Origin of the sequence: Alteromonas sp. CI.11.F.A3 (genome assembly GCF_032925565.1) — a bacterium.
GTDB lineage: Bacteria > Pseudomonadota > Gammaproteobacteria > Enterobacterales > Alteromonadaceae > Alteromonas.
This window is the reverse complement of the sequence record NZ_CP136708.1, coordinates 2552363-2576047: the sequence shown is the minus strand read 5'-3', so window position 1 is coordinate 2576047 and position 23685 is coordinate 2552363. Positions and strand designations below refer to the sequence as shown.

The following is a 23685-nucleotide window of genomic DNA, read 5'->3' as shown; positions in this document are numbered from 1 at the left end:
TCATTTTGTTTATCAAATAGTCACTTGATTGACTTTATTAAAATTAGTCCTTTACAGAAAAAATTAAATCATTAAGATACGCAGCACTTGGAGAGGTGGCAGAGCTCGGTTTAATGCACCTGACTTGAAATCAGGCGAAGGGTCAAACCTTCCGGGGGTTCGAATCCCTCCCTCTCCGCCAAGCTCTAGAAACCCGCACTTTGTTGCGGGTTTTTTTATGCCTGAAATAAAGTGCCTTAATACCAAATCAAGCAGTATTGAACCGCGTATAATTTTGTGAATGTTTAATTAAATAAAATTCATGATTCTACAACTATAATTAAGGGTAGGAGGCGTTCTAGCCACTAGGTAGCGCTACTGCGTGAATATAAGCACTAACAAACCACCAATGGCGGTAAAAAAGTACTGCAACTCCTTGAAAGTTTTTCTGATCTTCCTCTGTCTATAGTTTGTAATAAGCTCTTATAAAATTACTACATTCATTATGGCTAATGTGTCCGGCTGACCAACATTAATAAAACAAAGTGAGAAATTAAGAAAGGCTCACGAGTCAGTCGCATACTGGTCACATAATTCTGATAAAAACGATTAACTATTAGCTTTGTATATTATGACCGTTGTAAATAGGTACACTTGTTGAGATTTGTAGAAATAGATTAGATTGCAGTTGTGTGGTCTGGGCTTCACTCTAATGTCCAATTGCATTTAAGGTGTATAGTAAGTGATATATAGAGGTTATTACTTAGAGGTTATAACTCATTACAGTGCTAATGCTTAAAACGAAAGTGTAAGTGGAACGCATCGACAACCCGTTACGCCCACTGACGAAAAAGAATAAATATAGAGGATTGATATGCAGGCTATGAGTACGCTCAATTTGAGTCAGGGTAGTGTTGAGCAAAAGCGTGAGGAAATCAAAGCGTATTTTACGGATTCGTTTGATACTTACGAAAACCTATTTACTTGCCTAGCAAGCGATGAAGCCTATTTTCAGCGTGCTGAAAAGCTTCGCCATCCACTTATCTTTTATTTCGGCCATACCGCTACTTTTTTTATCAATAAACTTATTCTGGCCAAAACCATTACTGAGCGTATCAACCCGAGATTCGAGTCGTTGTTTGCCATTGGTGTAGACGAAATGAGCTGGGATGATCTCAACGACGAAAACTACGCATGGCCTTCTGTTGATGAAGTGCGTCAATACCGCCGCCAAGTGCGGGATCTCGTGTTATCGGTAATAGAAACCCTCGATTTTAGTATGCCTATTAATTGGGATAGCCCAATGTGGCCGCTAGTGATGGGTATTGAACATGAACGCATTCATTTAGAAACATCCTCGGTACTTATTCGTCAACTACCCATAAGCCAAGTGAAACCCGACAACGAAAATTGGCCTAGATGTAAGGTTTCATCCAGTGCACCTACCAATACATTAATTGATGTGCCAAGTGGCGACGTCACATGTAACAAGCAATGGAACGACGCCTTGTATGGGTGGGACAACGAATATGGTCATCATCAGGCAAACGTTACGGAATTTAAAGCGAGTCAATTTGTTGTTAGTAATGCCGAGTTCTTAGCGTTTGTAGAAGCTGGCGGGTATGAAAACTCAGAATATTGGGAAGAAGAAGGCAATAAGTGGCGCGAGTACACAAAAGCAGCTCACCCGACTTTTTGGGTAAAGACTGATAACGGTTATTTGTATCGCAGTATGCTAGATGCGTTTCCGTTACCGCTTAATTGGCCCGTGGATGTGAATTACCATGAAGCCAAAGCTTTCTGTAATTACAAAAGCGAGCAGACGGGTTCGTTAATTCGTCTTCCAACTGAAGATGAATGGCTACGTTTACGTGAGTTTGCAGGCGTTACCGAAAATACCTATTCAGGCGGCTATAATATTGCGTTAAGCAAGTATGCGTCTAGTGAGCCGGTTGATGTTAACCAAAGCGGTGATTTTTACGATGTAGTTGGCAACGTATGGCAGTGGACTGAAACGCCAATTTACCCCTTTGATGGGTTTAAAGTGCACCCGCTGTACGACGATTTCACCACGCCTACCTTCGACAACAAACACAACCTTATTAAAGGCGGAAGCTGGATATCTACGGGGAACGAGGCAATGGCACAAAGCCGTTATGCGTTTCGCCGTCACTTCTTTCAACACGCAGGCTTTCGCTATGTAGAAGCTGCGCTACCCATACAGGTAAATGATTTGGATTACGAAAGCGATACACAGGTATCACAATACAGTGAATTCCACTACGGTGATACTTACTTCAATGTAGAAAACTTCGCTAAAGCGAGTGCGCATTTTTGTTTAAGCCACATGCCGGAAAACAAAGGCGGCAAAGCGCTAGACTTAGGCTGTGCGGTAGGGCGGTCGTCGTTTGAGTTAGCTACCTATTTTGATCACGTTGATGGTATCGATTTTTCTGCTCGGTTTATTAAAACCGCCGTTGCCATGCAAGAACGTGGCGAAATTCGCTATAACCTTATTGAAGAGGGCGAACTCACGTCATTTAAAGCGCGTAAGTTAAGCAACATGGGCTTAGCGGAGTCTGCGGATAAAGTACACTTTGCCCAAGGCGATGCGTGTAACTTGAAGCCTCAATTTACAGGCTACGATTTAATCTTTATGGGTAACTTGCTTGATAGAGTGTATAGCCCTAAGAAAGTATTGAACGATGTTACTGCAAGGCTAAATGCTGGCGGCTTGCTGGTAATAGCTTCACCATTTACGTGGTTAGAAGAATACACAGAGCGTAGTGAATGGTTAGGGGGTTACAAAGATGAGAACGGTGAAACCCTAACATCTACCGAAGCTTTGGAAGCAACCCTTAAAGAAAACTTTGAGCGAGTAGGGGCGCCCACTGAAATACCTTTTGTTATTCGTGAAACGAAGCGTAAATTCCAGCATACACTGTCTGAATTTAACGTGTTTAAAAAGCGATAGTATTGTGCGTGTACAGCGTTTGAGCTATGTGTTCTGTGCCAACAGCTAATTAAGGTAATTAATGAAAGCACGCAAGGAAGGCGCTTTGGCTGACGCCGAACAAATAAAAGACAACGGCTTAAATACAAACGCAGCGTTGAAACAACAGGTTGACGATATCGACTACCTGTTTTCTGAGGAATTTAATGAATTTTCAACGCTGTGGCACACACCTTTGTGTCACGGTGACATTGAATACAAACATGACGACAACGATAATCGCAACGTCAATGGCGACTATGGCGATGTTCAAGTAAGCAACAACCGCCTAAAGTTTTCGTCTCTTTCGTCTCGCTTCCCTCATGCTCCAGAAAACGCAGTAAGCATGTGGATAGCTGATATGGACACAGCGCCATCAAAACACATCGCCCATGCCATATCGGCATATGTATCGTCCCATTGTGGATATCAATCAGTTGATATTGGTGAGGTGGTGGCAGCGCGTTACGCTAAGCAAGGTGCGGTCATTACTGCCAATTCGGTAGTGAGTACGGCAAGTGTTATGGCGGCAGTCTATACCGCTTTGAAGGTGTGCACGACAAAGGGCGATAAAGTCATGGTGCTATCGCCTACCTATGGCCCACTTCGAGAACGAATAGCGGCGCAAGGGCTAGAGCGGGTTGATGTTAGTATTGATGACATTAGTATTAATGATAGCAATGCTAACGAGCTTGGTGATGAAGGCAGATCTGATGCAGGTGATGAAAAAGGTTTAGAAAAAAATATAACGGCGTTGTTAGATGAAGATTGTAGCGCCTTTGTACTTTGCCACCCGAATAACCCCACAGGCACAGTGCTCAGTGAATCGCTCCAGCATGAAATTGCCCGCTTTTGTAAAACTCACAATATCACGCTAATTCTAGATGAAGTACACAGTGAGTTCGGCTTTGTTGATACCGATACAATGGCTAATACTACTGTTAATTCTGCTGCTAATACCAAGAGCAACACCAAGCATATTACGCATTATGGAAATAATACGAGTGCCATTAAACCGTTTGCGATAGATAGCCAATTTGCGCAAGACACAATTATTCGAATAAACAGTGCTGGTAAAGCATTTAATTTATCAGCCATTCCCGCTGCGTCGTATGCCATTATCGCAAATGATGAATTGCGGGATAAGTTTGCCCGAGAAATAGACAGCTGCCATCTTGAGGCGTCACCCGTAGCAAAAGTTGCACTCATTGCAGCTTACGAAAAAGCTGATGATTGGTTGGCGTGTGTGCTAAAAGCTATTGCGTTCAATCGACAATACACGAAAGCGTTAATGAATATACTGAGCCCGACAATACCCTTTACGTTGGGCGAAGCTGGTTATTTCTTGTGGCTAAATTTGAACCAACGCTTTGTAAATGACACTTTCGTTGAAGTCTGTAAGCGAGGGGTTATTGGCGTAGATGGAGCAAGCTTTAACGCTCCAGGTTATTTGCGTCTTAATTTAGCCTGCCATCCCAGTGCTATAAAAACGGCGCTACTAAGATTGTTTTCTTAATAAGTTATCGCTTTCAACGTAGTCGTAGTTCTGCGCGAAGGATAATTAATACCAAACCCTAAGCCAAATTTACGTGAGCCTAGGCCTTCCCCCAATCTATTCATTCTGTAAAAACGAATGAACGGTGCTAATTTCGCTAATTTTATCCCGCAGGTTAGGTACTACAATATTGTGTATTGAAAGTTAATTATCGAATACAAGCACCCTAGTGGTGCTTGGAAATGAAAGTCGATGTAAGGATTTAAGTATGCAATACATTCGTAAAGGTAGTGAAAGGGGTAACATCAATCTTGGTTGGCTAAACAGCAAACATAGCTTTTCATTCGGTCAGTATTATGACGCCAATCATATGGGGTTCTCTGCATTAAGGGTATTTAACGACGATATCGTACAGGCGGCTAGAGGCTTTGAAACCCATGGGCATCGTGACATGGAAATTATCTCTTTTGTGGTTAGCGGTGCGCTAAAACATAAAGACAGTACTGGGAACGACTATGTTATCCCTGCTGGTGATATTCAAGTGATGAGTGCAGGAAAGGGCATTCGGCATTCTGAAATGAATGCATCTGATTCTGAGGAAGTTAATTTTATTCAAATTTGGATTGAGCCTAACGTTACCGGTGTTAAGCCTGCTTATTTACAAAAGTCGGTGAGTGATAAAAAAGGGTTAGAGCTGCTAGTTAGTGAGTCTGGACAAGACGGCTCGTTAAAAATTAATCAAGAAGCGCGCATTAGCAAACTGGCCCTTAGCCAAGGGGAAAGTTTTGACTTAACCGTTGAATCTACAGCAACCTTGGGGGCGGGCTATTTGCACATTGTGAAAGGAGAATTGACAGTTAACGACGTAAAATCCGATAAAATGACAACCTTAACGAAAGGCGATGCCATCGGGTTAGGCGCTAAACAGAAAATAGTGGTTTTAGCCAATGATGATGTGCTTGCACTGTGGTTTGATTTACCTGCTATTCGCTAAAATGTCGGTGCTGTACCTTTATTGACCAATCAGGTCCGTTAATGATTGTTTTTATACATCTCCTTACTACAAATTTACACTGAAAAGTTTACCTAGTCGGTAGTCGTGGTATGATACGAACGCATGATTGGTAAGTAACTGGTGGAATTCACCACGGTTACGGATCTTTTCTGTTTGAAAGCAAACCGTAGTCAGTGAGATACATGTGATAAAGATAATCCTAGCAGATGACCATGATTTGGTCAGAAGAGGGATCCGCCGAATTCTGGAAGATGTCGTAGATTTTTCAATCATAGCTGAAGCTAAAAATGGCGAAGATGCCGTACAGCTATGTCGAAAAAACGCACCAGATGTGGTACTCATGGACGTAAATATGCTCGGCATTGGCGGGCTAGAAGCTACCAAACGCATTGTGCGGATGTCAGAGAACACACGCGTGATATGTTTGTCTATGCATAAAGAAAGCCCCATTCCTATGCAGGTAATGAATGCAGGTGCCTTTGGTTTTTTAACTAAAGATGCTGAACCTGAAGAAGTTATCCGAGCTATTCATAAAGTGGTTGCTGGGCAAAAGTATATCGATAGTGAAGTTGCGAACAGCATTGCCATCGATAAGCTTTCCCCAAATTCAGACAACCCGTTCAATGATTTATCAGATAGAGAGTTAAGTATTGCGCTTCGCCTGACCAAGGGCAAACGTGTACCTGATATTGCTACTGAACTAAGCATTAACGCAAAAACCGTCAATACATACCGTTATCGTATGTTTGAAAAGTTAGGCGTAACCACTGATGTGGAATTAACCCACTTAGCGCTTCGCCACAAACTCATCGATTCGAATTTGCTTTAGGCCTGTATGTCTGCATTTGATTCCGCAGCGTTTCTCAAAAATTTAACTTCTCAGCCTGGCGTATACAGAATGTATAACGCCCAGGAAGAAGTGATTTATGTAGGTAAAGCAAAGAACCTTAAAAAGCGTGTTTCTAGCTATTTTCGAATGAATGTCGATAATGCAAAAACACGCTCATTGGTAATGCAAATTGCCAATATGGATGTCACCGTTGTAAACAGCGAAACAGAAGCGTTTTTGCTAGAAAACAACTTCATTAAGAAGTACAAGCCGCGTTACAACGTGGTCATGCGTGACGATAAATCCTACCCCTTCATATTCCTATCTGATCACCAGCACCCACGCTTATCGTTTCACCGTGGTCCGCAAAAGAAAAAGGGCGAATATTTCGGTCCTTATCCTAGTGCGGGTGCAGTTCGTGAAAGTTTGCGTTCTATGCAGCGTATTTTTCCAGTACGTCAGTGTGAAGACAGTTACTATCGCGCAAGAAGTCGCCCCTGTTTGCAATATCAAATGCAAAGATGTAGTGCGCCTTGTGTGGAAGGCTACGTTAGCGACGAAGAATATAACGAGCAGATAGACCTTGCTAGGCTATTCCTTAAAGGTAAAAACCAACAAGTGATTGGTACCTTGGTTGATAAAATGGAAAAGGCCAGCGAAGCACTAAACTTTGAAGCTGCAGCGCGTTATCGCGACCAAATCAACACGCTTCGCAAAGTACAAGAGCGACAATGGGTGGCCGGTACTCAAGACGAAATGGATGTATTTGGCTTTGCGGTGAAAGGCAATATGGCGTGTATTCAAGTGATGTTTATTCGTGACAGCCAACTTTTAGGAAGCAAAGCGTTTTTTCCTAAAGTCCCAAACACCGCCGATGAACAAGAAATATTCGAATCCTTCTTATTGCAGTTTTATTTAGCGGGCAACAAACTTATACCTAAACAAATGGTATTTGCCAGTGCGTTGTCTGATGAAGAAGCGATTGCCGATTTACTTAGCAGTGAAGCTGGCTACCGAGTGAATTTCTTCAAAGGTGCACGTGAAGAGAAACGTCGCTACTTAGAATTGGCACAGGCCAATGCAGAAACTGCACTAGAAGCCCAGTACGGCGAACAAAAATCGGTATTTGCCCGTTATCTCGATTTAGAAACGGCGCTTGAGTTAGATGCGCCACTGCAGCGTATGGAATGTTTCGATATAAGCCACACCTCAGGTGAACAAACGGTGGCATCCTGCGTGGTGTTTAATCGTGAAGGACCCCTTAAAAGCGATTACCGCCGCTATAATATTGAAGGCATTACCCCTGGCGATGACTACGCGGCCATGGCACAAGCGCTTAAGCGTCGCTATAAATCGGTTAAAGAAGTACAAAAAATTCCAGACTTGCTGCTTATTGATGGCGGCAAAGGGCAGTTGTCTCAGGCTGAAACTTTCTTTGAAGATTGGCCTCATGATAAAAAGCCTATGTTACTAGGGGTGGCGAAAGGCACCACTCGTAAGCCGGGATTAGAAACTATTATATTGGCCGATAGCCACGATACTGTGCCTATGGATAGCCACTCACCCGCATTGCATCTTATTCAGCATATTCGAGATGAATCTCACCGCTTTGCTATTACAGGGCACAGAAACCGCCGTCAAAAGGTTAAAACCACATCAAGTTTAGAAACCATACCTGGGGTAGGGGCTAAACGTCGCCAAACACTGTTGAAATACATGGGCGGGCTGCAAGGGCTTAAGAAGGCCAGTAAGGATGAAATTGCCAGCGTACCAGGTATTAGCAAAGAGTTAGCTGACACCATATACGACCATCTTCATCTTTAATCTCATCCAATACGCGCATTAATACGTAAATTGCGGTAATCTGTTAAAAATTGAAGGCTTAAGAAAAGCCGCGCTAAACCTGCCTATGATAGGCGAAAATTTTGAGATGTATTTATGTGGACGGTTCCAAATTTAATTACTCTATTCAGAGTAATCCTTATTCCTGTGTTTGTTGGTGTTTATTTTCTTGATTGGCGTTGGGCCCATGAAGCTGGCGCATTTATTTTCTGGCTTGCGGCTATTACCGATTGGTTCGATGGTTACCTAGCCCGAAAACTTGAACAATCTACGCCTTTTGGTGCTTTCCTCGATCCTGTTGCCGATAAGCTCATTGTTGGGGCGGCACTATTAATGATTACCCACAGTTACGGCAGTTTATGGATAACCATTCCAGCCATTGCATTATTAGTGCGTGAAATTTACGTTTCAGCGCTTAGAGAGTGGATGGGACAAAATGGTGTGAGGGAAGCGGTAAAAGTGTCATTTATTGGCAAAGCAAAAACAACTGCACAAATGTTAGCCATTATTGGATTATTGTCTGGCCTTGAATCGTTTATGGGCGTTCCACTTTATTGGGTAACCCTAGGACATATTTTACTTTATATCGCTGCAGTGCTGTCAATTTGGTCAATGATTATCTACTCACGTGCTGCGTGGCCACACCTAAGTGCGGGTTTAAAAGATAAGATTTGATCGTCTATTGAGCAATGTGAATAAAAATGTAGCAAACGATCACAAAAATGCATATTTCCTTGTTTTTCGTATTGACACTTTCAGCGTTACAGGTAGAATTCACCGCACATTTCGAGACGGCAACAACGAAACGAAATGTAAGACTTTAAATGCGGGAATAGCTCAGTTGGTAGAGCACGACCTTGCCAAGGTCGGGGTCGCGAGTTCGAATCTCGTTTCCCGCTCCAAAGTCTAGTATTACGGCGGAATGGCAGAATGGCTATGCAGCGGATTGCAAATCCGTGGATCTCGGTTCGACTCCGGGTTCCGCCTCCATAATGCTTTAATGCTACAACAGGTTTCTACGCCTGACACCCCAACCGAAAGGTTACCCCGATGCCCGGGTGGTGAAATTGGTAGACACAAGGGATTTAAAATCCCTCGTCAGTAATGACGTGCCGGTTCAAGTCCGGCCCCGGGCACCATTTCTTTAAAGATTAATTTCAAAACAGTTTCAGCTTTTTTTCGTGCAGTTATCTGTATTACCAAACTTCGATAAATTATTTCGCACTAACATTAATTCACTATCTGTGTCTAAAATAGTATTTTCAGAAAAAACGAAACAGATTTATTTAGTTTATGGGTGGCGTACAGAATTGCCTGTAAACGTTTTGGCCGCTTCGGCACTTTCCAACGCATTATGTAGCTCTGCCATGGCGGATATCGTTTCTTTAGATGCTTCTCTATTCATTGTTAGTTCTACTAAACAGTGAGGGCATTTTACTACCTTCTGAAAAAGTAGATCTTGTAATGAAACCTTTATATTGTGGCCACAGGATTCTGTGGGACATGGTATGCCGGGTGCTGTATTTTGAGTATTAATCATGATTTTAATATCCTAAAGTAAATTTTAATATTAGACGTTAATGGGCTCGATACGTTTATAAATCCGTTTGTCACTTCTTTGAGGGTAGGATGAAACGTAACTTTTATTTCTCCATTCGTGTTTGTGAGAACTTGCACTTTTTCTATAGAGCTACTTCCCACGATGTCTCCACTATCAACGGTGATTTTCTTACCGAAAGTCTTTTCTAACTCTACTTTTTCATTTGGAATTAAGGTTACCGTTAAGGGTACTAAATCCATATCATCACTTTCAGCTAAGCTGTCATTAAACTCATCATTGTTTTTTACTAATGTTAACGTTAGTGGAACCTCCTCCTGATCCATTAATAGCCTAGAAGTGTTCGACTTGATTTTTAAATCATAAGCAATATGTCCTTCGACGCCTTGGCTAGATACATTTAGTAGTTGTAAAATTCCTGACGGTAAATCTGACGAAACGACATCCATTTTCACCTTCATGTTGGTATTAACTTTGCTGTACTGCGTTGATTCAGCAGACTGAGCGTCTCCTTTAGACGATGAAGATTCATACGGCCCTAACATAGCTATTAATTTTTTATCATTTTTACTTTCATCCGCTTGCTCCCATGTTTTGGTCGATACATCGACCCAACTTAGTATGTTAATGCCCATTTCGAATTGGGCTGAGTTAATGGTGTAATAGGGTATGGTGATCAAGGATATGATGGGTATTTCAACCCGCATTGTTTGAGCTGCTCCACCTTTTACATAATCATAGTAAAATACAAATTTAACAGCTTCGCGTTTTCCATTCGTGTTTGTGAAGCAGTACTCATTTAAGAAATTTAGCGTTGTATTGTTTCCGTTAGCACTCGACTCAATAATCGAAGTTAATGGAAACTCGACTAATTTCTCAAAAGTGAAAAGATTCGACATAACAGTCTCTTCGGTAAAATTATCCATACTAGGTACCTGCTAAGAAAATTTTTCGTTTTGAATTTTCGTCACCGCCCTCAGCACCTACCTTATCTGCATATCCAGCTTTCATACCGGCTACTTCTGCTTTCACGTTGATTGAGCAGAGTATGTCATCGTTATATGAATTAAGGTCGCTGATAGTAAGTAACGCCTTTAGACCTGAATTAGATTCGTTTACTTCTAGTAGCGGTTTCGACTCGCTAAAATCATGAACTAATTGTTGTAGCGATTTAATAAACTGTCGAATATCGTCAATTAACTTTTTGTTATTTTGAAATTTTAAAGAAGCAGGGGGGATTGTCTCATCACGCTTCCAAATTGATGAAATGAATGCTTTTAATGCATCTGCATCTTCAATTGGCAGTTGGTGATGTTGCAATGACGATTGAATAAACGCCTTTAGCTCAGAATGAATCAATTCACTCAGTTCTTTGCTCATACCCTCACCGATTAGTGAATCTGTTTGTTCAAGCCCAAATTTAAGCTCGAAATCAAAGGATTTTATATTCGCTGTGGGTACAGCAAAGTACTGAAGTAGTTCATGCTTACGATTCAATCCAACATAGCTTTCGGCAATATCTGCCGAACGAATATTAGCTTGGTTTTGAGCGTTGATCATATCTATCAATATCGAAGATAGAACCGATTCCAAAATGTCCGACATAATTACTCCCCCCTAGTAAGTAGGAATTTAAACTTAATTAACGTATCAATGTTTCAGTGCATATTTATCCTTTAGCTTTGCCTTTTGAGCTCGTTTTTGTTCCTTGAGGTGGGGGATCCTCAACCTCAACGACAGGGTCAGTGTTCGTGACCACAGTGTAAGTGTAATCAATGATCTCTTGCTCAGTCTTGTCAGAATTTGCGATAGGTACCATCGCTTCTATTTTCAGTTTTCCCTGAGAATCAACCGCGTTTTCTGACAATGTAACAAGGAATTGAACTACGCCTTTCCTGTTTGTATAACCTGTGACTGCATCTGCATCATTTGTCTCAGGACCTGTATCTCTACGCCTAAATGCTTTAATCAAGTCCTTGGTTACATTTAGTCTTTTACCACTTACCAAGTTATTTACTTCAGCTTGTAATTCTTCGTGATCATTACCCTTAATCAAGGTAATTGACTCGAAAGGATTTTCACCGACGGGAGTAATGGTAACTTTACCTGATTTAACATTTCGCCCTTGAGTGTCGGTCATGGTGACTTGGATAGTCCCATTTGGCGTTCTGTCAATATTCAGATTGGCAGGGGTAATTAATACCTGCTCATCCACTCCAACTGTTGTTGCACTACCTTGTAAGATATTAAGCACGGTTTGCAGGCCTGTAGGCATACCTGATTGGCCACCTTTAACATTTACATTCATCGTATACTCAACCGAGTACTTTGATTCTTGTGCGGCTTTAGAATGCTGTTTTGATGAATAATTAGCTTCTGCTTTAACCTTAATACTAAAAGGACCTATACCCAGTGATGCTTCTGCTGATGCATCAACTCCCAGTTCAGTGTCTGAGCTAGTTTCTTCAGTAGATGACGAACCAGCAGATATGTTTGCGATGAAATCAATCGTAAACTCTGAAACTTCAATACTAGGGATGGTTAAAATAACAAGTAAAGGAACCGTTAATGTGGCTTCTTGGCCGTTATTGTTATATGTAAATACGACGTTCACCGGCTTCTTTTCGTTTGTATCGGGGTCAATAGTCAAACAGACTTCATTTATAAATTCATAGGTGGTTTTCGCTGCCAGAGCTTGAGCTTTGATTATTGCGTCCATCGGCCCGCCTATAAGTGAACTAAAATCTAGTGCTTGAAGTGCGTTGGTCGCGACGGTGTTAGGGGTGACATCTATAGCCATTTCAATTCTCCAAAATTTTATTAAGGTTATGGAAAACTTGTACACAGCATTCGTTAAAATATTACAAATTCACAATAACCATAGATTCAATGAAATTTTCCAACCTTCCGTTAACCTTCTGTTTACATAATGTGCTGTTTTATGAATTGTTTTCAAAGAAATCAATTATTCTAAATCATTGGGGATTTTGTTTCGGAACGTAGCAAGTGATGAAATGGCAATATGAGTTATAGGGTTTTCGCGTTATAAGGGGGAACGGTAAGTCACGCTCTGTGCTACCATATCGTCCTAATCTGATTGAGTTTACTGCGTGCCTTCACATATTAATTCCATTTTAGCGCTTAGAACGTCTGAGCTTAAACGTGCCAAGCGAGCATTCAATGCCCGTGGTAGTAAAGTTATCCGTTGCGATATTTGTTTGTTGCCGGTAAACGCATGTATTTGTGCTGATAAGCCTGAACCACAAGCATCCTGTGCGGTACTCTTCATCATGTATAAGGGTGAGTACTACAAGCCTACCAACACAGGAAGGTTAATTGCGGATGTGGTAGCAGAAAATTACGCGTTTGTATGGCACAGAACAGAGCCTGAAGCGGATTTATTGGCGTTGCTCAACAACCCTAAATATCAACCCATTATTATATTTCCCCACGAGTATGCTGAGCCAGAACGCTGCATACCCAAGTTAGAAGCTAAAACAGATAAAATTCCGTTGTTTATTTTTTTAGACGGTACGTGGCGTGAAGCGCGAAAAATGTTTGGAAAAAGCCCGTACCTTGATAATTTTCCAGTGCTGGGCGTATCCCCAGAAATATCGTCTAATTACTTGTTGCGTGAATCTACACGGGAATTCCAGCATTGCACTGCAGAGGTGGGAATAAACGTGTTAGATTTGGCAGGTGAGGTTGAAGCGGCTACGGCGCTAGCCAAATACTTCAGTATTTTTCGACATCAATACTTAAAAGGGAAGCCCCATTTAAGTCACAAAATTGAATTTGCAAAGGCGCAAGTTAAGTAACCCTTGTCTTGCGTGCATTCGCGCTTAACTATAAGGTTAAGCAATCAAAACCCAAGGAGAAAAACATGGCAACAGTTACGTTTCAAGGTAATTCAGTTTCAACTGTAGGTTCGCTTCCAGAAGTTGGGCAGCAAGCCCCAGACTTCACATTAGTTAAAGCGGATTTAGGTGAAGTAACCCTCGCTGATCTTAAGGGTAAACGCGTTATTCTTAACATTTTCCCTTCTGTGGATACGGGTACATGTGCAACGTCAGTGCGTAAATTCAATGAACAAGCCGCTGGTCTAGACAATACACAAGTTATTTGTGTATCCGCCGACTTACCGTTTGCAGCTGGCCGCTTCTGTGGTGCTGAAGGTATTGAAAATGTTATTACCGGCTCTACTTTCCGTACAAGCTTTGGTGACGACTATGGTGTTGCGTTCACTTCAATGCCGCTAACTGGTCTGCTATCACGAACAGTAGTTGTGATTGATACCGACGGTAAGGTACTTTATACCGAGCAAGTGGCTGAAACCACTGAAGAACCAAACTACGATTCAGCAATGGCTGCTTTGTAATTAAGCGTATAAAGCGTAAATAGCTCAAACCAGTAATGCCCACTGCGTTACGTGGGCATTTCAATGGAGAGAGTGATATGTCGATGTTAGTTAATGTTCAACAACTTGCCACGCAACTGCAAGATGAACCCATCATTTTAGTGCGGGCGGTTATGGATGACCCGGTTACCAAAACGCCTGATTCTCGTGATGCTATGGTGTTGCCAAACTCTGTGGATATAGACTTAGACGGCGAGGGCAGTGATCACACCACTGGTTTCCCCCATAGTATGCCAACCGAATCTGACTTTGCTTTGTACTTAGGGCGACAAGGTTTGACCGAACGATCGTCTGTCGTGGTTTACGATACCCGAGGCATGTACAGCGCCCCTCGTGTTTGGTGGATGCTTAAGGCCATGGGGCATGAGAACGTAAAATTGTTAAATGGCGGCCAAGTAGCCTGGGAAGATAAGAGCTTACCGGTATCAGAACAACGAATTCCCTCACATTTTAAGTATGAAAGTGATGCGCAGAGCAAATGGTTCGTTAATAGCTCCGCGGTTATTCAAGCGATTAATACCGATGCGCAACTGGTCGACGCCAGAAGTGAAGCTCGGTTTTACGGAAAAGTGGCAGAGCCTCGCCCTGGGGTTCGTTCTGGGCATATGCCCGGCGCTTACAATCTTCCATTCACAGCGCTATTAGATAATGGCTTTTTCTTAAGCGTTGAAGAATTAAAAAGCGTTTTTGCCAATGCCGACATTGATTTGTCGAAGCCGATTATCTGTACCTGTGGTTCAGGGGTTACGGCGTGTATTATTGGCGTAGCTGCACTTATGTGTGGAGCAAGTGATGTTGCTATTTACGACGGTTCTTGGTCTGAATGGGGAGCAAATGCAACTTTTCCAGTGGTGACTGATTAACAATATCATGTAAGTTAGGGTAGTCGTGTTACGTGTATATATTTCAAAGGAATTGAGCTTATGAATACACCCCCTCGCGTTGTAATATTAACTGGTGCAGGAATTTCAGCTGAATCTGGATTAAAAACATTTCGGGATAACAACGGATTATGGGAAGAGCACAGTGTAGAAGACGTGGCCACACCCGAAGCTTTTGCACGAAACCCTGACCTTGTATATCGATTTTACAATGAACGAAGGCTGCAACTCACCAACGCTGCGGTTATGCCCAATGCAGCCCATGAAGCGCTAGCAACACTTGAACGCGCTTTAAAAGGCCAACTTACGTTGGTTACACAAAACGTGGACGATTTGCATGAACGGGCGGGTAGTGAACGTATTTTACACATGCATGGAAAATTACTGTCCAGCCGCTGCGAAACGACGAATAAAGCATTCGAATGCTATACAACGTTTGATGGTCAGAGTTTTTGTGGTTGCTGTAACACCACAACACTGAGGCCGGACATTGTATGGTTTGGCGAAATGCCCCTTTATATGGATGAGGTTGCCCAAGCTATTGCCAATGCCGATATCTTCTTAGCCATTGGAACCTCAGGTAATGTCTATCCTGCCGCTGGGTTTGTGATTAATGCCAAAGATTCTGGCGCCAAATGTATTGAACTGAATTTAGAGCCCAGTGCGAACAACTATTTATTCGATGAATCTATTAGCGGTAGTGCCACTAAAATAGTTCCAGAGTTTGTTGCTCGGTTAATTGAAGAATATGATTTGTAGATAAACCGATGATTTAATGATAAAAACCGCTAAAGCCTATTCACTAGCACTTAGGCTCACGTAAACTGAGCGCTTAAAAATACAGAGTAATAGAAATAACCCATGCCTTACCTTAATGAATTTTTGACCATTGCCCTAGTACACCTTGTTGCAGTGGCTAGTCCAGGCCCTGACTTTGCAGTAGTCGTTCGAAATAGCCTCGCGTATGGTCGCCGTATTGCTATTTATACCAGCATTGGCATTGGACTCGCAATTTTGCTGCACGTTGGGTATTCATTAGTGGGATTAAGCGTGGTAATAGCCACCACGCCATGGCTGTTTAAAACCTTTAGTTATCTTGCTGCAGGTTATCTTTTATATCTTGCGTATGGCGCACTAAAAAGCGGGCCTAGCCAACCACCAGAAGAAGGCGAGGCTGCGGTAAATAATATAGATAATTCTGTTGAAAACAGGCGAGCTAACACCGAGGCAGCTAATAACAGCAAAGCTAGCCCACTAATTTCTGCTCAAAAAGCACTTTGGATTGGCTTTTTAACGAATGGTTTAAATCCTAAAGCGACTTTGTTTTTCTTATCACTTTTCACCGCTATTATTGATATCGACACGCCTTTTTCAATCAAACTTGGCTATGGCATATATTTAGCTATCGCAACAGGGCTTTGGTTTTGCTTTTTATCCTACCTACTTAGCACCAGTAAAATTGCTCAACTTATTGGTAAAAAAGGGTACTGGCTCGACCGCGCGATGGGTGTTTTATTGGTTGGTTTGGCCGCAAAATTAGTTTTGGGCTAACATTTCGCTCAGAGATCGATTCTTCGAAACTAATCGCTAGGCATTACATTTAATCAACTAATGCGTGGTTATTGGGGTTAACCGCCATATTTATGTATAATGCGGCGGTTAAATTCGATAGCAGCAGTAGAGGAACGTGTGGCAGACAATAAAATGCCTTTTAAAGATAACCAGCCATCTAGCAAGCTAGAAAGAACACTTTCAAAGCAGTACGATTTCGATATTAAATCGTTGTTTTCCCGCGCTAATGGTTTGGTGAAAGCAAATTTTTCAAGCCTATTCCAAGCATCATTGGTTTTATTTCTCACGTTTGTCGCACTTGGTTTTGTTGCTCAGAAGTTCATCATTTTTAATGACGATGGCACTTTTGTTTTTGAACACCAATCGTTAATTGAAATAGTCGCTATTTTCATTGTTGCACCACTTATTGGCGGGTTATACATGATGGGGGTAAGCCACGCCAGAGGTCAAAAGACCACGGTATTTTCTATTTTCAGCTACGTCTCTTTAATATTCGCATTAGCGCTTACACAGCTGGTGAATGGCATAGTGGTACAAATCGGCTTGGTGTTGTTATTCGCACCCGGTGTGTATTTATGGATGGCCACCTCTTTTTCACTGATGCTAGTTGCCGACAAATCGTTAACTCCACTACGCGCTATTATCTTATCGTGCCGCGTATTCAATGCATATTGGGCACCGTTAACCGGTGTTTTTGCCGTCTTCATTATATTATTTATCACGGTTCCGTTAACACTAGGTTTGTCTCTTGTGTGGGTTCTACCCCTGTATTTCAGCATGCTAGGCTTGTTGTATGAAGAGATGATTGGTGAAGAGGGCGAACCAACACCAAGCCACACTGTTCAAAATAAAACGAATGAGTCGAGCTTCGATGCATAAACGGGAAACCCTAAAAATTGTTTTAATTACTATTGCTGTATTAGCAGTCATAGTCATTAACGCGCTTATACTGACTAAGCGCGAACCCGATATTTTAGATATTCCTGAAACACCTGAAGCGACTAAACCTGTTCCCGATTTTTCTGCTTATACCGACGTTAAAGAAAAAAAGACTGCCTTTTTTGATTACTTACGCCCTGAAGTTGAAAAACAAAATGCATATTTACTTACGCTTAGACACTACATACAAACCTTGTATCGTAAGGCTTTAAACGAAGAGCCGCTAACCGACGATGATATTAGCCGTCTTGAGTGGCTACAAACTGAGTACCGAGTAAAGGCAGACCAACCGCTAACCTCTCGCTTGCTTGCCTTGCTGCATAAAATTGATATTTTGCCTGCTGAATTGGTGCTGGTTCAAGCGGCGAATGAGTCGGCATGGGGCACCAGTCGTTTTGCCAAAAAAGGCTATAACTTCTTTGGTATATGGTGCTTTGTGAAAGGCTGTGGCTTTGTACCAGGTAAACGAAATGCCGGCGCAACGCACGAGGTAGCCAAGTTTTCAAGCCTTTCTCGCGCTACCTATACTTATATGCGAAACCTTAATAGGCACGATGCCTACACCGATTTACGAGAAATCAGAGAGCGGTTAAGGGCAAATCAAATCCCCATTACAGGCGTCGCCTTGGCAGAGGGGTTAATGAACTACTCTGAGCGTGGCGCGGCCTATGTAGACGAATTACAAACCATGATCCGGTTTAACCAGGAGTTCTTAACTGAATGAAACGTATAGCTTGCGCGCTTATAGGCGCATTACTCACCTCTAGCGTTGCCGCCGAAATGGTTAATGTTGAATACAGCCGCTTTTATAGCCACGTAAAAAAACTGGATAACGAAGATACTCAAGCCCTGCAATTCGCTTTTGGTTTTCTGCGTGTTGGTGAAGGGCGTTTATGTGAAATTAACAATGCTGAAATAGTCACTGACAAACAAACTATGCCGTTAGAGATTAGCGATGAGTACCGCTTCACTGTACCTACAGAAAAAGCGCTAAAATTAGCAAATGCTTACGTGCGAATAGATTTAACTGAAGCGGCTAATGTGTGTGATATGTCGGTGCAGCTAGAAACAAAAAGCAGCTACCTAACCGCCAGTTACACAAAAGAAGAGCTGAATTTTATTTATGGCCAATATGAAGCTTTCTTTAATGAAATGGGCAGTTTCTTGTCGTTCTTAATGCCAACGGTGAAAGGGTTGATGTTGCAATTTGATGATAAAAATCTGGATTATATAACCCCAGAGGGCCTGCATATTAATAACGGCATACTTCACTTAGAACAAGGTGAAATTAACGAAAATAAAGGGCTTACGCTACCGAAAGCCCCCCTTCGTGTTACCGCTATGGCATCAAGCTAATAGCTGATACTTAATTTGCTCAGCAATACGGGTGATAGTTTGTTCACCCTTTTCACATAGCTCTTGTGCACGGTGAAATTCCATAATACCCACGTCGGTTAGTTGGGGTTCGATAAGAATATCTGGCGGATCGCCCGCTAAACGTGAACGTGTCACCCTTGCTTGTAGTATCTCTAGCGAACTACTCATCACACTTAAAATTCCTGGAGGGTTACCTCTAGGGACTTTATTTGGCGGCGGCGAAATCGTTTCTTCTATGGCTTCAATAGCTTCGCTAGCAATGCCTTCGTTTTGTTCGCTATGTTCGGTGTCGGTTTCAGTTTCTTCTTTATCTTTACTATCAGGTGAGAACCACTGCTTAAGCACGTTTTGGCTTTTAGTGAAGAAGTCTTCTGTTTTCCTTTGATTCTCTTCGTGATCTAGACGTAGTTTCTCAAGCCTAAGGGGCCTGAAATCAGCATTCAGGTTCACGGCAATAACAAAATCGGCACCAAGCTGACGACACAGATTAACAGGCACCGGATTAACTACCGCACCATCTACTAACCAACGATCGCCATGGGCTACAGGGGCAAATAGGGCAGGAATAGCACACGAAGCTTGAATAGTATTGCCAATCTCACCGGAACTAAACACCACTTCACGACCTGTGTACAAATCGGTAGCCACTGAAGCGAACGGCTTCTCCATTGCTTCGTAGGTTGGGGCACAAAACTCGCTAGCAAGCTTATCAAACACTTTTTGCCCGCTAGCAATGCCGCCTCTACGTAAGCCAACGCCCATCAAAGCAAGCACCTGCCAATCTGACAAAGAACAAGACCACTCTTTAAGGCCTTCTAATTTGCCACTGGCGTAGGCAGCACCAACATAGGCTCCAATAGAACAACCTGCCACCACGTCAATTTTAATACCTAGCTTTTCTAATGCTTGAATAATACCAATGTGGGTCCAACCTCTTGCAGCTCCCGCACCTAATGCTAGACCTATTTTCATTTAGTTTGATTCCATCAAATTGATAACTTGAACCGTGTCGTCAGTAGGCTCACTGGGTGACTCAAAGCTGGGTGGATCGAAACCAATATCACCATCTTCCACTGGACCGTTCTGTGTAGAGATGCCTTTAAAGTCGTGCAAATTCTTATCGACCAGATGCGAAGGCGCTACATTTTGAAGCGCACTGAACATAGACTCAATACGCCCAGGGAAACGGCGATCCCAATCTTGTAGCATGGCCTTAACGTTCTGACGCTGCAAATTCTCTTGAGAGCCGCACAAATTGCAAGGAATGATTGGAAATTCTACGGCATCAGAATAACGCTGAATGTCTTTTTCAGTGCAATAGGCAAGAGGTCTTATCACAATATGCTCGCCATTATCGCTTACCAACTTCGGTGGCATTGATTTAAGCTTACCGCCATGAAACATGTTCAAAAAGAAGGTTTCTAGCATGTCATCACGGTGGTGACCGAGTGCAATTTTAGTGGCGCCTAATTTTTTTGCCGTGCTGTATAAAATGCCGCGACGTAATCGCGAACAAAGTGAGCACGTGGTTTTACCTTCTGGCACTTTATCCATAACAATAGAGTAGGTGTCTTCTTCTACGATTTTGTACTCTACCCCCACACTTTCAAGGTATTCAGGAAGTACGTGCTCTGGAAATCCTGGCTGCTTTTGATCGAGGTTAACCGCAATAATGTCAAAATGAATTGGCGCAATGCGCTTTAAAAACATAAGAATATCAAGCATAGCGTAACTGTCTTTACCGCCAGACAAGCACACCATGACTTTATCGTTGTTTTCAATCATGCCGAAATCAGCAATCGCTTTGCCTACATTTCGACGAAGTCGCTTTTGTAGCTTGTTAAAGCTGTATTTTTGTTTATTTTGAGACGCGGTTAACGGAGCGTCCGCACGGTTTGTGCCTGCACTGGTCATATCAATAGCTTGGTTACTGCGAAAAAAACCATTATACAGTAATCAAGTAAAATTGAATGTGTGAGGTTAAGATTTTTTGTATCTTGTTGGCACGGGCTGCTACAAAATGCCAATAGCGCTAAAGGCTAAAACCAATAGCGCTTCAAGCTACAAAGCTACGCTAGCGAACCGTGCCAACAGACTGTGTTTAAATGTTTATCTATTAGCGTGAAAGAGGCGAAATAAAGCCGTCTGGTTTTATTGCCAGTACATCACACACCAGCTCATCTATAACATGTTCAGCAGTGTTACCTATAAGGGCCGCAGAAATACCAACTCGGCCAACCGTGCCTATGATCACCAGTTCGGCATCTATATCTTTGGCTATTCTTGGAATCACTTTTTCAGGTAGGCCTTCTTTAACGTAACAGCGCTCACTATCAATAGCATACTTTTCGCTGTGTTTGTTCATCTCAAGTTCGTGATGGTGCTTTACTGCGTTGTTGTACGTATCAGGGTCGAACTCCGGAACTTCAATCGCGATATTAAGCGGTGTAGCAGGATAGCTGTTAACCAAATTTACGTTGCCACTGAGTAGCGCGGCATAATCGTTAGCAATGACTGTGATTTTGTCGTTGAGTAGCGCATGTTCGTCGTCTTCACTGCCTACATTGACTGCCGCAATAATTTCACCATTGTCGGGCCATTCATGGTCTTTTACCAACAATACGGGGGAGGGACATTTTCTAAGTAGGTGCCAGTCTGTTGGAGTGAAAATAACAGAAGCTAAATCGTCATGGCGTTTGGTTGCTTTAACAACCAAGTCTATATTGTTATCTATTACATAATGCACCACAGCTTCAAAGGCGCGGTTGTTCCATTCAACAACAATATCGGTTTTTTCAAACCCTAAATCGCTAAGGGTTTTACGTAACCAACCCGCATGTTCCTTAGTGACCGCATCGCGCATTGCTTCGCGATCATCAGGGCTGAGCATGGTAGTCATATCATAAGATAAATCGTAAACCACCAGCATGGCGGTGACAGAAGCCCCTGTCTTTTTGGCAAGTTCGTATGCACGGCTAAGCGCAGGTTGAGTATCTCTATCGGCTTCAATGACCGCTAAAATACGTTCATACTTAATCATAACCCCTCCAAACATCGTTAGAATTTTGGTTGCTACAATTTAAGTGTAATACCTATTTGCTATTACGTAACTTGTTTTAGATCAAAAGCTTTGAAGATTAGCTATTACAGGCAATATTAGGTGCAACCACAGACGATAAACGTCGTGACATCTCATCAAAATCTAAAATAGTAATGAGTTTACCGTCCACCTGAATAATATTTTCTTTTTGAAAACGGCTTAGTAGGCGACTAATGGTTTCAATAGTTAAACCAAGGTAGTTTCCGATTTCATTTCGCGTCATCGTAAGGTGAAATTCTTTGTTTGAAAATCCACGCTCTTCGAAACGTTGAGAAAGCTGTGAGAGGAAATACAATAGGCGTTCTTCTGCTGAGCGCTTATTAAGCAACATCATGAGGTCATGATCTTGTTTAATTTCCGCACTCATAAAACTCATTATTTGATGTCTTAACTTGGGGAACTGAACTGACATCTCGTCTAGGGTTTCATACGGTAATTCGCACACCATCGCAGTTTCTAATGCCTGAGCATAACTTTGGTGCTTGTTTTCCCGTAATGCGTCAAAGCCGATAATATCGCCAGGAAAGTGAAAACCTGTAATCTGCTCTTCACCATCTGAGTTGGTGACGAAAGACTTAAAAGAGCCGGTGCGTACTGCGTAAAGAGAGTTAAATGTATCTCCCGACTTTACCAGTAAATCACTCTTGTGAAGGGGTTTCTTTCGCTCAATAATATCATCTAAAGATTCAATCTCAGTCTTGTTTAGCGCAACGGGCAAACATAAGTGACTGAAACTGCAATTTTGACAATGAATTGAGAATTGGCTTCCTTTGCTCATAGGTTCAAACTATAAATAGGGTCGACTTAATATAATCTTACTCTTTTGTTTATGAAATTGCTGCATAAATTAAAAAGAGCGCGTAAATAGCCAATATTCCTGAAAAGCATTGCCTTACCACGGGGTGCCTAAAACCGGCTATAAGGTACTGACTACCTGCACTGGCCGCTAGCAAGGTGGGCAGGGTGCCTAACCCGAAAAAGAGCATAATAGCTGCGCCATCAATGGCAGAGCCTGATGCTAATGACCATGTAAGTGTTGAATAAACCAGTCCGCAGGGAAGCCAGCCCCATATAAAACCGTACGGGAGCGCATAGACTGGACTTTTGAACGGTAGGAAGCGTTTAGATAAGGGCTGAATAGCTTTAAATAATCCGCGCCCCATTGCTTCAATGTAATTTAAGCCTTGCCACCACTTACCTAAATAACACGCTAAAAGCAGCAGCATAATGCCACTAATTAAAGACAAAACGGGTTTAGCAATTGGCACAAATTCGGTGGCCATTTGGCCAACAGCGCCTGTAATAGCACCGGCTAACGTATAACTGAGGATACGGCCAAAATTATAAGCAAGGGTGTAGGGCAAAGCGGCTTCATTACTTGGTGTTACTGTGCGTAGTGCAGCAACTATGCCGCCACACATACCCACACAGTGCACGCCGCCAGCAATGCCAATGAAAAAGGCAGAGAATATATTAATCTCTGTCATTGGTTTCTTTGCGTTGTTGCAATTGCTTACGTTGCTCGGCTAGTTTCTTTTCATCACCTGACAAATCATCATCAAACAAAATGCTATAGCCCTGTCTATCAAGGTCTTCAAACTGATTGGTTTTTACCGCCCAGAAAAAGATAACCAGCGCCAACGCAACAATGATGATAGCGATGGGAATTAATACGTAAATGATACTCAT

General features: G+C 42.3%; 23 protein-coding genes and 4 tRNA genes. 18 read left to right on the top strand and 9 right to left on the bottom strand.

Features of this window, described 5'->3' with window-relative positions; genetic code table 11:
* Nucleotides 1–89 precede the first annotated feature (89 nt).
* From R1T43_RS11085 to R1T43_RS11040, 10 genes are all read left to right on the top strand, one after another.
* Nucleotides 90–181, top strand: a tRNA-Ser gene (locus tag R1T43_RS11085).
* 672 nt (nucleotides 182–853) lie between these two features.
* Nucleotides 854–2953 (top strand): 5-histidylcysteine sulfoxide synthase, encoded by a 2100-nt coding sequence (gene ovoA, locus R1T43_RS11080; RefSeq protein WP_317348853.1) that lies wholly within the window; start codon nucleotides 854–856, stop codon nucleotides 2951–2953.
* A gap of 61 nt (nucleotides 2954–3014) precedes the next feature.
* Nucleotides 3015–4487 carry an aminotransferase class I/II-fold pyridoxal phosphate-dependent enzyme gene (locus R1T43_RS11075; protein WP_317348851.1) on the top strand — a complete coding sequence of 491 codons (1473 nt, stop codon included), beginning with the start codon at nucleotides 3015–3017 and terminating at the stop codon, nucleotides 4485–4487.
* A 247-nt stretch (nucleotides 4488–4734) separates the two neighbouring features.
* Entirely contained in the window at nucleotides 4735–5460 is a 726-nt protein-coding gene (locus R1T43_RS11070; protein WP_317348849.1) for a pirin family protein, read from the top strand.
* 205 nt (nucleotides 5461–5665) lie between these two features.
* The gene (uvrY, locus tag R1T43_RS11065) at nucleotides 5666–6310 is read left to right on the top strand and encodes a UvrY/SirA/GacA family response regulator transcription factor (RefSeq protein ID WP_317348846.1); all 645 of its coding nucleotides are present in this window, start codon (nucleotides 5666–5668) and stop codon (nucleotides 6308–6310) included.
* Nucleotides 6311–6316: 6 nt separating this feature from the next.
* Nucleotides 6317–8134: an excinuclease ABC subunit UvrC gene (uvrC, locus tag R1T43_RS11060; protein ID WP_211071848.1), complete on the top strand. Its 1818-nt coding sequence runs from the start codon at nucleotides 6317–6319 to the stop codon at nucleotides 8132–8134.
* A 114-nt stretch (nucleotides 8135–8248) separates the two neighbouring features.
* On the top strand, nucleotides 8249–8827 hold the full coding sequence (gene pgsA / locus R1T43_RS11055) for a CDP-diacylglycerol--glycerol-3-phosphate 3-phosphatidyltransferase (protein WP_317348843.1): 579 nt from the start codon (nucleotides 8249–8251) through the stop codon (nucleotides 8825–8827).
* A 151-nt stretch (nucleotides 8828–8978) separates the two neighbouring features.
* Nucleotides 8979–9054: transfer RNA gene (locus tag R1T43_RS11050), tRNA-Gly, on the top strand.
* A 14-nt stretch (nucleotides 9055–9068) separates the two neighbouring features.
* Nucleotides 9069–9142: transfer RNA gene (locus tag R1T43_RS11045), tRNA-Cys, on the top strand.
* A 62-nt stretch (nucleotides 9143–9204) separates the two neighbouring features.
* Nucleotides 9205–9291: transfer RNA gene (locus tag R1T43_RS11040), tRNA-Leu, on the top strand.
* Between the two features lie 397 nt (nucleotides 9292–9688).
* Here R1T43_RS11040 and R1T43_RS11035 read toward each other — a convergent pair.
* The 3 genes from R1T43_RS11035 to R1T43_RS11025 all read right to left on the bottom strand — a co-directional run bounded on the left by R1T43_RS11035 (nucleotide 9689) and on the right by R1T43_RS11025 (nucleotide 12510).
* On the bottom strand, nucleotides 9689–10636 hold the full coding sequence (locus tag R1T43_RS11035; protein WP_317348842.1) for a DUF2589 domain-containing protein: 948 nt from the start codon (nucleotides 10634–10636) through the stop codon (nucleotides 9689–9691).
* Nucleotide 10637: 1 nt separating this feature from the next.
* A complete protein-coding gene (locus tag R1T43_RS11030) occupies nucleotides 10638–11315 on the bottom strand; it encodes a hypothetical protein (protein WP_317348839.1) in 678 nt (225 codons plus the stop codon).
* A gap of 64 nt (nucleotides 11316–11379) precedes the next feature.
* Nucleotides 11380–12510 carry a DUF2589 domain-containing protein gene (locus R1T43_RS11025; protein ID WP_317348837.1) on the bottom strand — a complete coding sequence of 377 codons (1131 nt, stop codon included), beginning with the start codon at nucleotides 12508–12510 and terminating at the stop codon, nucleotides 11380–11382.
* Nucleotides 12511–12820: 310 nt separating this feature from the next.
* On the opposite strand from R1T43_RS11025, the gene R1T43_RS11020 reads away from it, so the two are divergent.
* The 8 genes from R1T43_RS11020 (at nucleotide 12821) to R1T43_RS10985 (ending at nucleotide 18875) form a co-directional block, all read left to right on the top strand.
* Nucleotides 12821–13528 carry a tRNA-uridine aminocarboxypropyltransferase gene (locus R1T43_RS11020; RefSeq protein ID WP_317348836.1) on the top strand — a complete coding sequence of 236 codons (708 nt, stop codon included), beginning with the start codon at nucleotides 12821–12823 and terminating at the stop codon, nucleotides 13526–13528.
* A 65-nt stretch (nucleotides 13529–13593) separates the two neighbouring features.
* Nucleotides 13594–14088 (top strand): thiol peroxidase, encoded by a 495-nt coding sequence (gene tpx / locus R1T43_RS11015; RefSeq protein WP_057791866.1) that lies wholly within the window; start codon nucleotides 13594–13596, stop codon nucleotides 14086–14088.
* Between the two features lie 77 nt (nucleotides 14089–14165).
* Nucleotides 14166–14990, top strand: coding sequence for a sulfurtransferase (locus tag R1T43_RS11010; RefSeq protein ID WP_317348833.1), 825 nt, complete (start codon nucleotides 14166–14168; stop codon nucleotides 14988–14990).
* A 60-nt stretch (nucleotides 14991–15050) separates the two neighbouring features.
* On the top strand, nucleotides 15051–15767 hold the full coding sequence (cobB, locus tag R1T43_RS11005) for a Sir2 family NAD+-dependent deacetylase (RefSeq protein WP_317348830.1): 717 nt from the start codon (nucleotides 15051–15053) through the stop codon (nucleotides 15765–15767).
* Nucleotides 15768–15869: 102 nt separating this feature from the next.
* Nucleotides 15870–16559, top strand: coding sequence for a LysE family translocator (locus R1T43_RS11000; protein WP_317348827.1), 690 nt, complete (start codon nucleotides 15870–15872; stop codon nucleotides 16557–16559).
* A 138-nt stretch (nucleotides 16560–16697) separates the two neighbouring features.
* The gene (locus R1T43_RS10995) at nucleotides 16698–17459 is read left to right on the top strand and encodes a stress protein (RefSeq protein ID WP_317348826.1); all 762 of its coding nucleotides are present in this window, start codon (nucleotides 16698–16700) and stop codon (nucleotides 17457–17459) included.
* Nucleotides 17452–18243 (top strand): glucosaminidase domain-containing protein, encoded by a 792-nt coding sequence (locus R1T43_RS10990; RefSeq protein ID WP_211071914.1) that lies wholly within the window; start codon nucleotides 17452–17454, stop codon nucleotides 18241–18243. Before R1T43_RS10995 ends, R1T43_RS10990 begins: the two co-directional genes overlap by 8 nt.
* Nucleotides 18240–18875 (top strand): DUF2987 domain-containing protein, encoded by a 636-nt coding sequence (locus tag R1T43_RS10985; RefSeq protein ID WP_317348824.1) that lies wholly within the window; start codon nucleotides 18240–18242, stop codon nucleotides 18873–18875. Before R1T43_RS10990 ends, R1T43_RS10985 begins: the two co-directional genes overlap by 4 nt.
* On the opposite strand, the gene R1T43_RS10980 is transcribed toward R1T43_RS10985, so the two are convergent.
* From R1T43_RS10980 to ccoS, 6 genes are all read right to left on the bottom strand, one after another.
* Nucleotides 18867–19868, bottom strand: coding sequence for a patatin-like phospholipase family protein (locus R1T43_RS10980; protein ID WP_211071857.1), 1002 nt, complete (start codon nucleotides 19866–19868; stop codon nucleotides 18867–18869). The genes R1T43_RS10985 and R1T43_RS10980 overlap by 9 nt on opposite strands.
* Nucleotides 19869–20810, bottom strand: coding sequence for a tRNA 2-thiocytidine(32) synthetase TtcA (gene ttcA, locus R1T43_RS10975; RefSeq protein ID WP_317348821.1), 942 nt, complete (start codon nucleotides 20808–20810; stop codon nucleotides 19869–19871). It abuts the gene before it with no gap.
* A gap of 202 nt (nucleotides 20811–21012) precedes the next feature.
* Nucleotides 21013–21936, bottom strand: coding sequence for a universal stress protein UspE (gene uspE, locus R1T43_RS10970; RefSeq protein WP_317348819.1), 924 nt, complete (start codon nucleotides 21934–21936; stop codon nucleotides 21013–21015).
* A 97-nt stretch (nucleotides 21937–22033) separates the two neighbouring features.
* Nucleotides 22034–22774 carry a fumarate/nitrate reduction transcriptional regulator Fnr gene (gene fnr, locus R1T43_RS10965; protein WP_211071860.1) on the bottom strand — a complete coding sequence of 247 codons (741 nt, stop codon included), beginning with the start codon at nucleotides 22772–22774 and terminating at the stop codon, nucleotides 22034–22036.
* Nucleotides 22775–22823: 49 nt separating this feature from the next.
* On the bottom strand, nucleotides 22824–23483 hold the full coding sequence (locus tag R1T43_RS10960; RefSeq protein ID WP_211071861.1) for a sulfite exporter TauE/SafE family protein: 660 nt from the start codon (nucleotides 23481–23483) through the stop codon (nucleotides 22824–22826).
* Nucleotides 23470–23685 (bottom strand): cbb3-type cytochrome oxidase assembly protein CcoS, encoded by a 216-nt coding sequence (ccoS, locus tag R1T43_RS10955; RefSeq protein WP_211071862.1) that lies wholly within the window; start codon nucleotides 23683–23685, stop codon nucleotides 23470–23472. Before ccoS ends, R1T43_RS10960 begins: the two co-directional genes overlap by 14 nt.

Excerpts from the sequence above, each read along its gene's own strand:
- ccoS (WP_211071862.1), bottom strand. The coding sequence starts at position 23,685 with ATGAGTATCATTTACGTATTAATTCCCATCGCTATCATCATTGTTGCG.
- R1T43_RS10980 (WP_211071857.1), bottom strand. The coding sequence starts at position 19,868 with ATGAAAATAGGTCTAGCATTAGGTGCGGGAGCTGCAAGAGGTTGGACC.
- uvrC (WP_211071848.1), top strand. The coding sequence starts at position 6,317 with ATGTCTGCATTTGATTCCGCAGCGTTTCTCAAAAATTTAACTTCTCAG.
- ovoA (WP_317348853.1), top strand. The coding sequence starts at position 854 with ATGCAGGCTATGAGTACGCTCAATTTGAGTCAGGGTAGTGTTGAGCAA.
- fnr (WP_211071860.1), bottom strand. The coding sequence starts at position 22,774 with ATGAGCAAAGGAAGCCAATTCTCAATTCATTGTCAAAATTGCAGTTTC.
- R1T43_RS10990 (WP_211071914.1), top strand. The coding sequence starts at position 17,452 with ATGCATAAACGGGAAACCCTAAAAATTGTTTTAATTACTATTGCTGTA.
- ttcA (WP_317348821.1), bottom strand. The coding sequence starts at position 20,810 with ATGACCAGTGCAGGCACAAACCGTGCGGACGCTCCGTTAACCGCGTCT.
- R1T43_RS11070 (WP_317348849.1), top strand. The coding sequence starts at position 4,735 with ATGCAATACATTCGTAAAGGTAGTGAAAGGGGTAACATCAATCTTGGT.
- R1T43_RS11030 (WP_317348839.1), bottom strand. The coding sequence starts at position 11,315 with ATGTCGGACATTTTGGAATCGGTTCTATCTTCGATATTGATAGATATG.
- R1T43_RS11075 (WP_317348851.1), top strand. The coding sequence starts at position 3,015 with ATGAAAGCACGCAAGGAAGGCGCTTTGGCTGACGCCGAACAAATAAAA.
- R1T43_RS11010 (WP_317348833.1), top strand. The coding sequence starts at position 14,166 with ATGTCGATGTTAGTTAATGTTCAACAACTTGCCACGCAACTGCAAGAT.
- R1T43_RS10985 (WP_317348824.1), top strand. The coding sequence starts at position 18,240 with ATGAAACGTATAGCTTGCGCGCTTATAGGCGCATTACTCACCTCTAGC.
- cobB (WP_317348830.1), top strand. The coding sequence starts at position 15,051 with ATGAATACACCCCCTCGCGTTGTAATATTAACTGGTGCAGGAATTTCA.
- uspE (WP_317348819.1), bottom strand. The coding sequence starts at position 21,936 with ATGATTAAGTATGAACGTATTTTAGCGGTCATTGAAGCCGATAGAGAT.
- R1T43_RS11000 (WP_317348827.1), top strand. The coding sequence starts at position 15,870 with ATGCCTTACCTTAATGAATTTTTGACCATTGCCCTAGTACACCTTGTT.
- R1T43_RS11035 (WP_317348842.1), bottom strand. The coding sequence starts at position 10,636 with ATGGATAATTTTACCGAAGAGACTGTTATGTCGAATCTTTTCACTTTT.
- pgsA (WP_317348843.1), top strand. The coding sequence starts at position 8,249 with ATGTGGACGGTTCCAAATTTAATTACTCTATTCAGAGTAATCCTTATT.
- R1T43_RS11025 (WP_317348837.1), bottom strand. The coding sequence starts at position 12,510 with ATGGCTATAGATGTCACCCCTAACACCGTCGCGACCAACGCACTTCAA.
- R1T43_RS10960 (WP_211071861.1), bottom strand. The coding sequence starts at position 23,483 with ATGACAGAGATTAATATATTCTCTGCCTTTTTCATTGGCATTGCTGGC.
- tpx (WP_057791866.1), top strand. The coding sequence starts at position 13,594 with ATGGCAACAGTTACGTTTCAAGGTAATTCAGTTTCAACTGTAGGTTCG.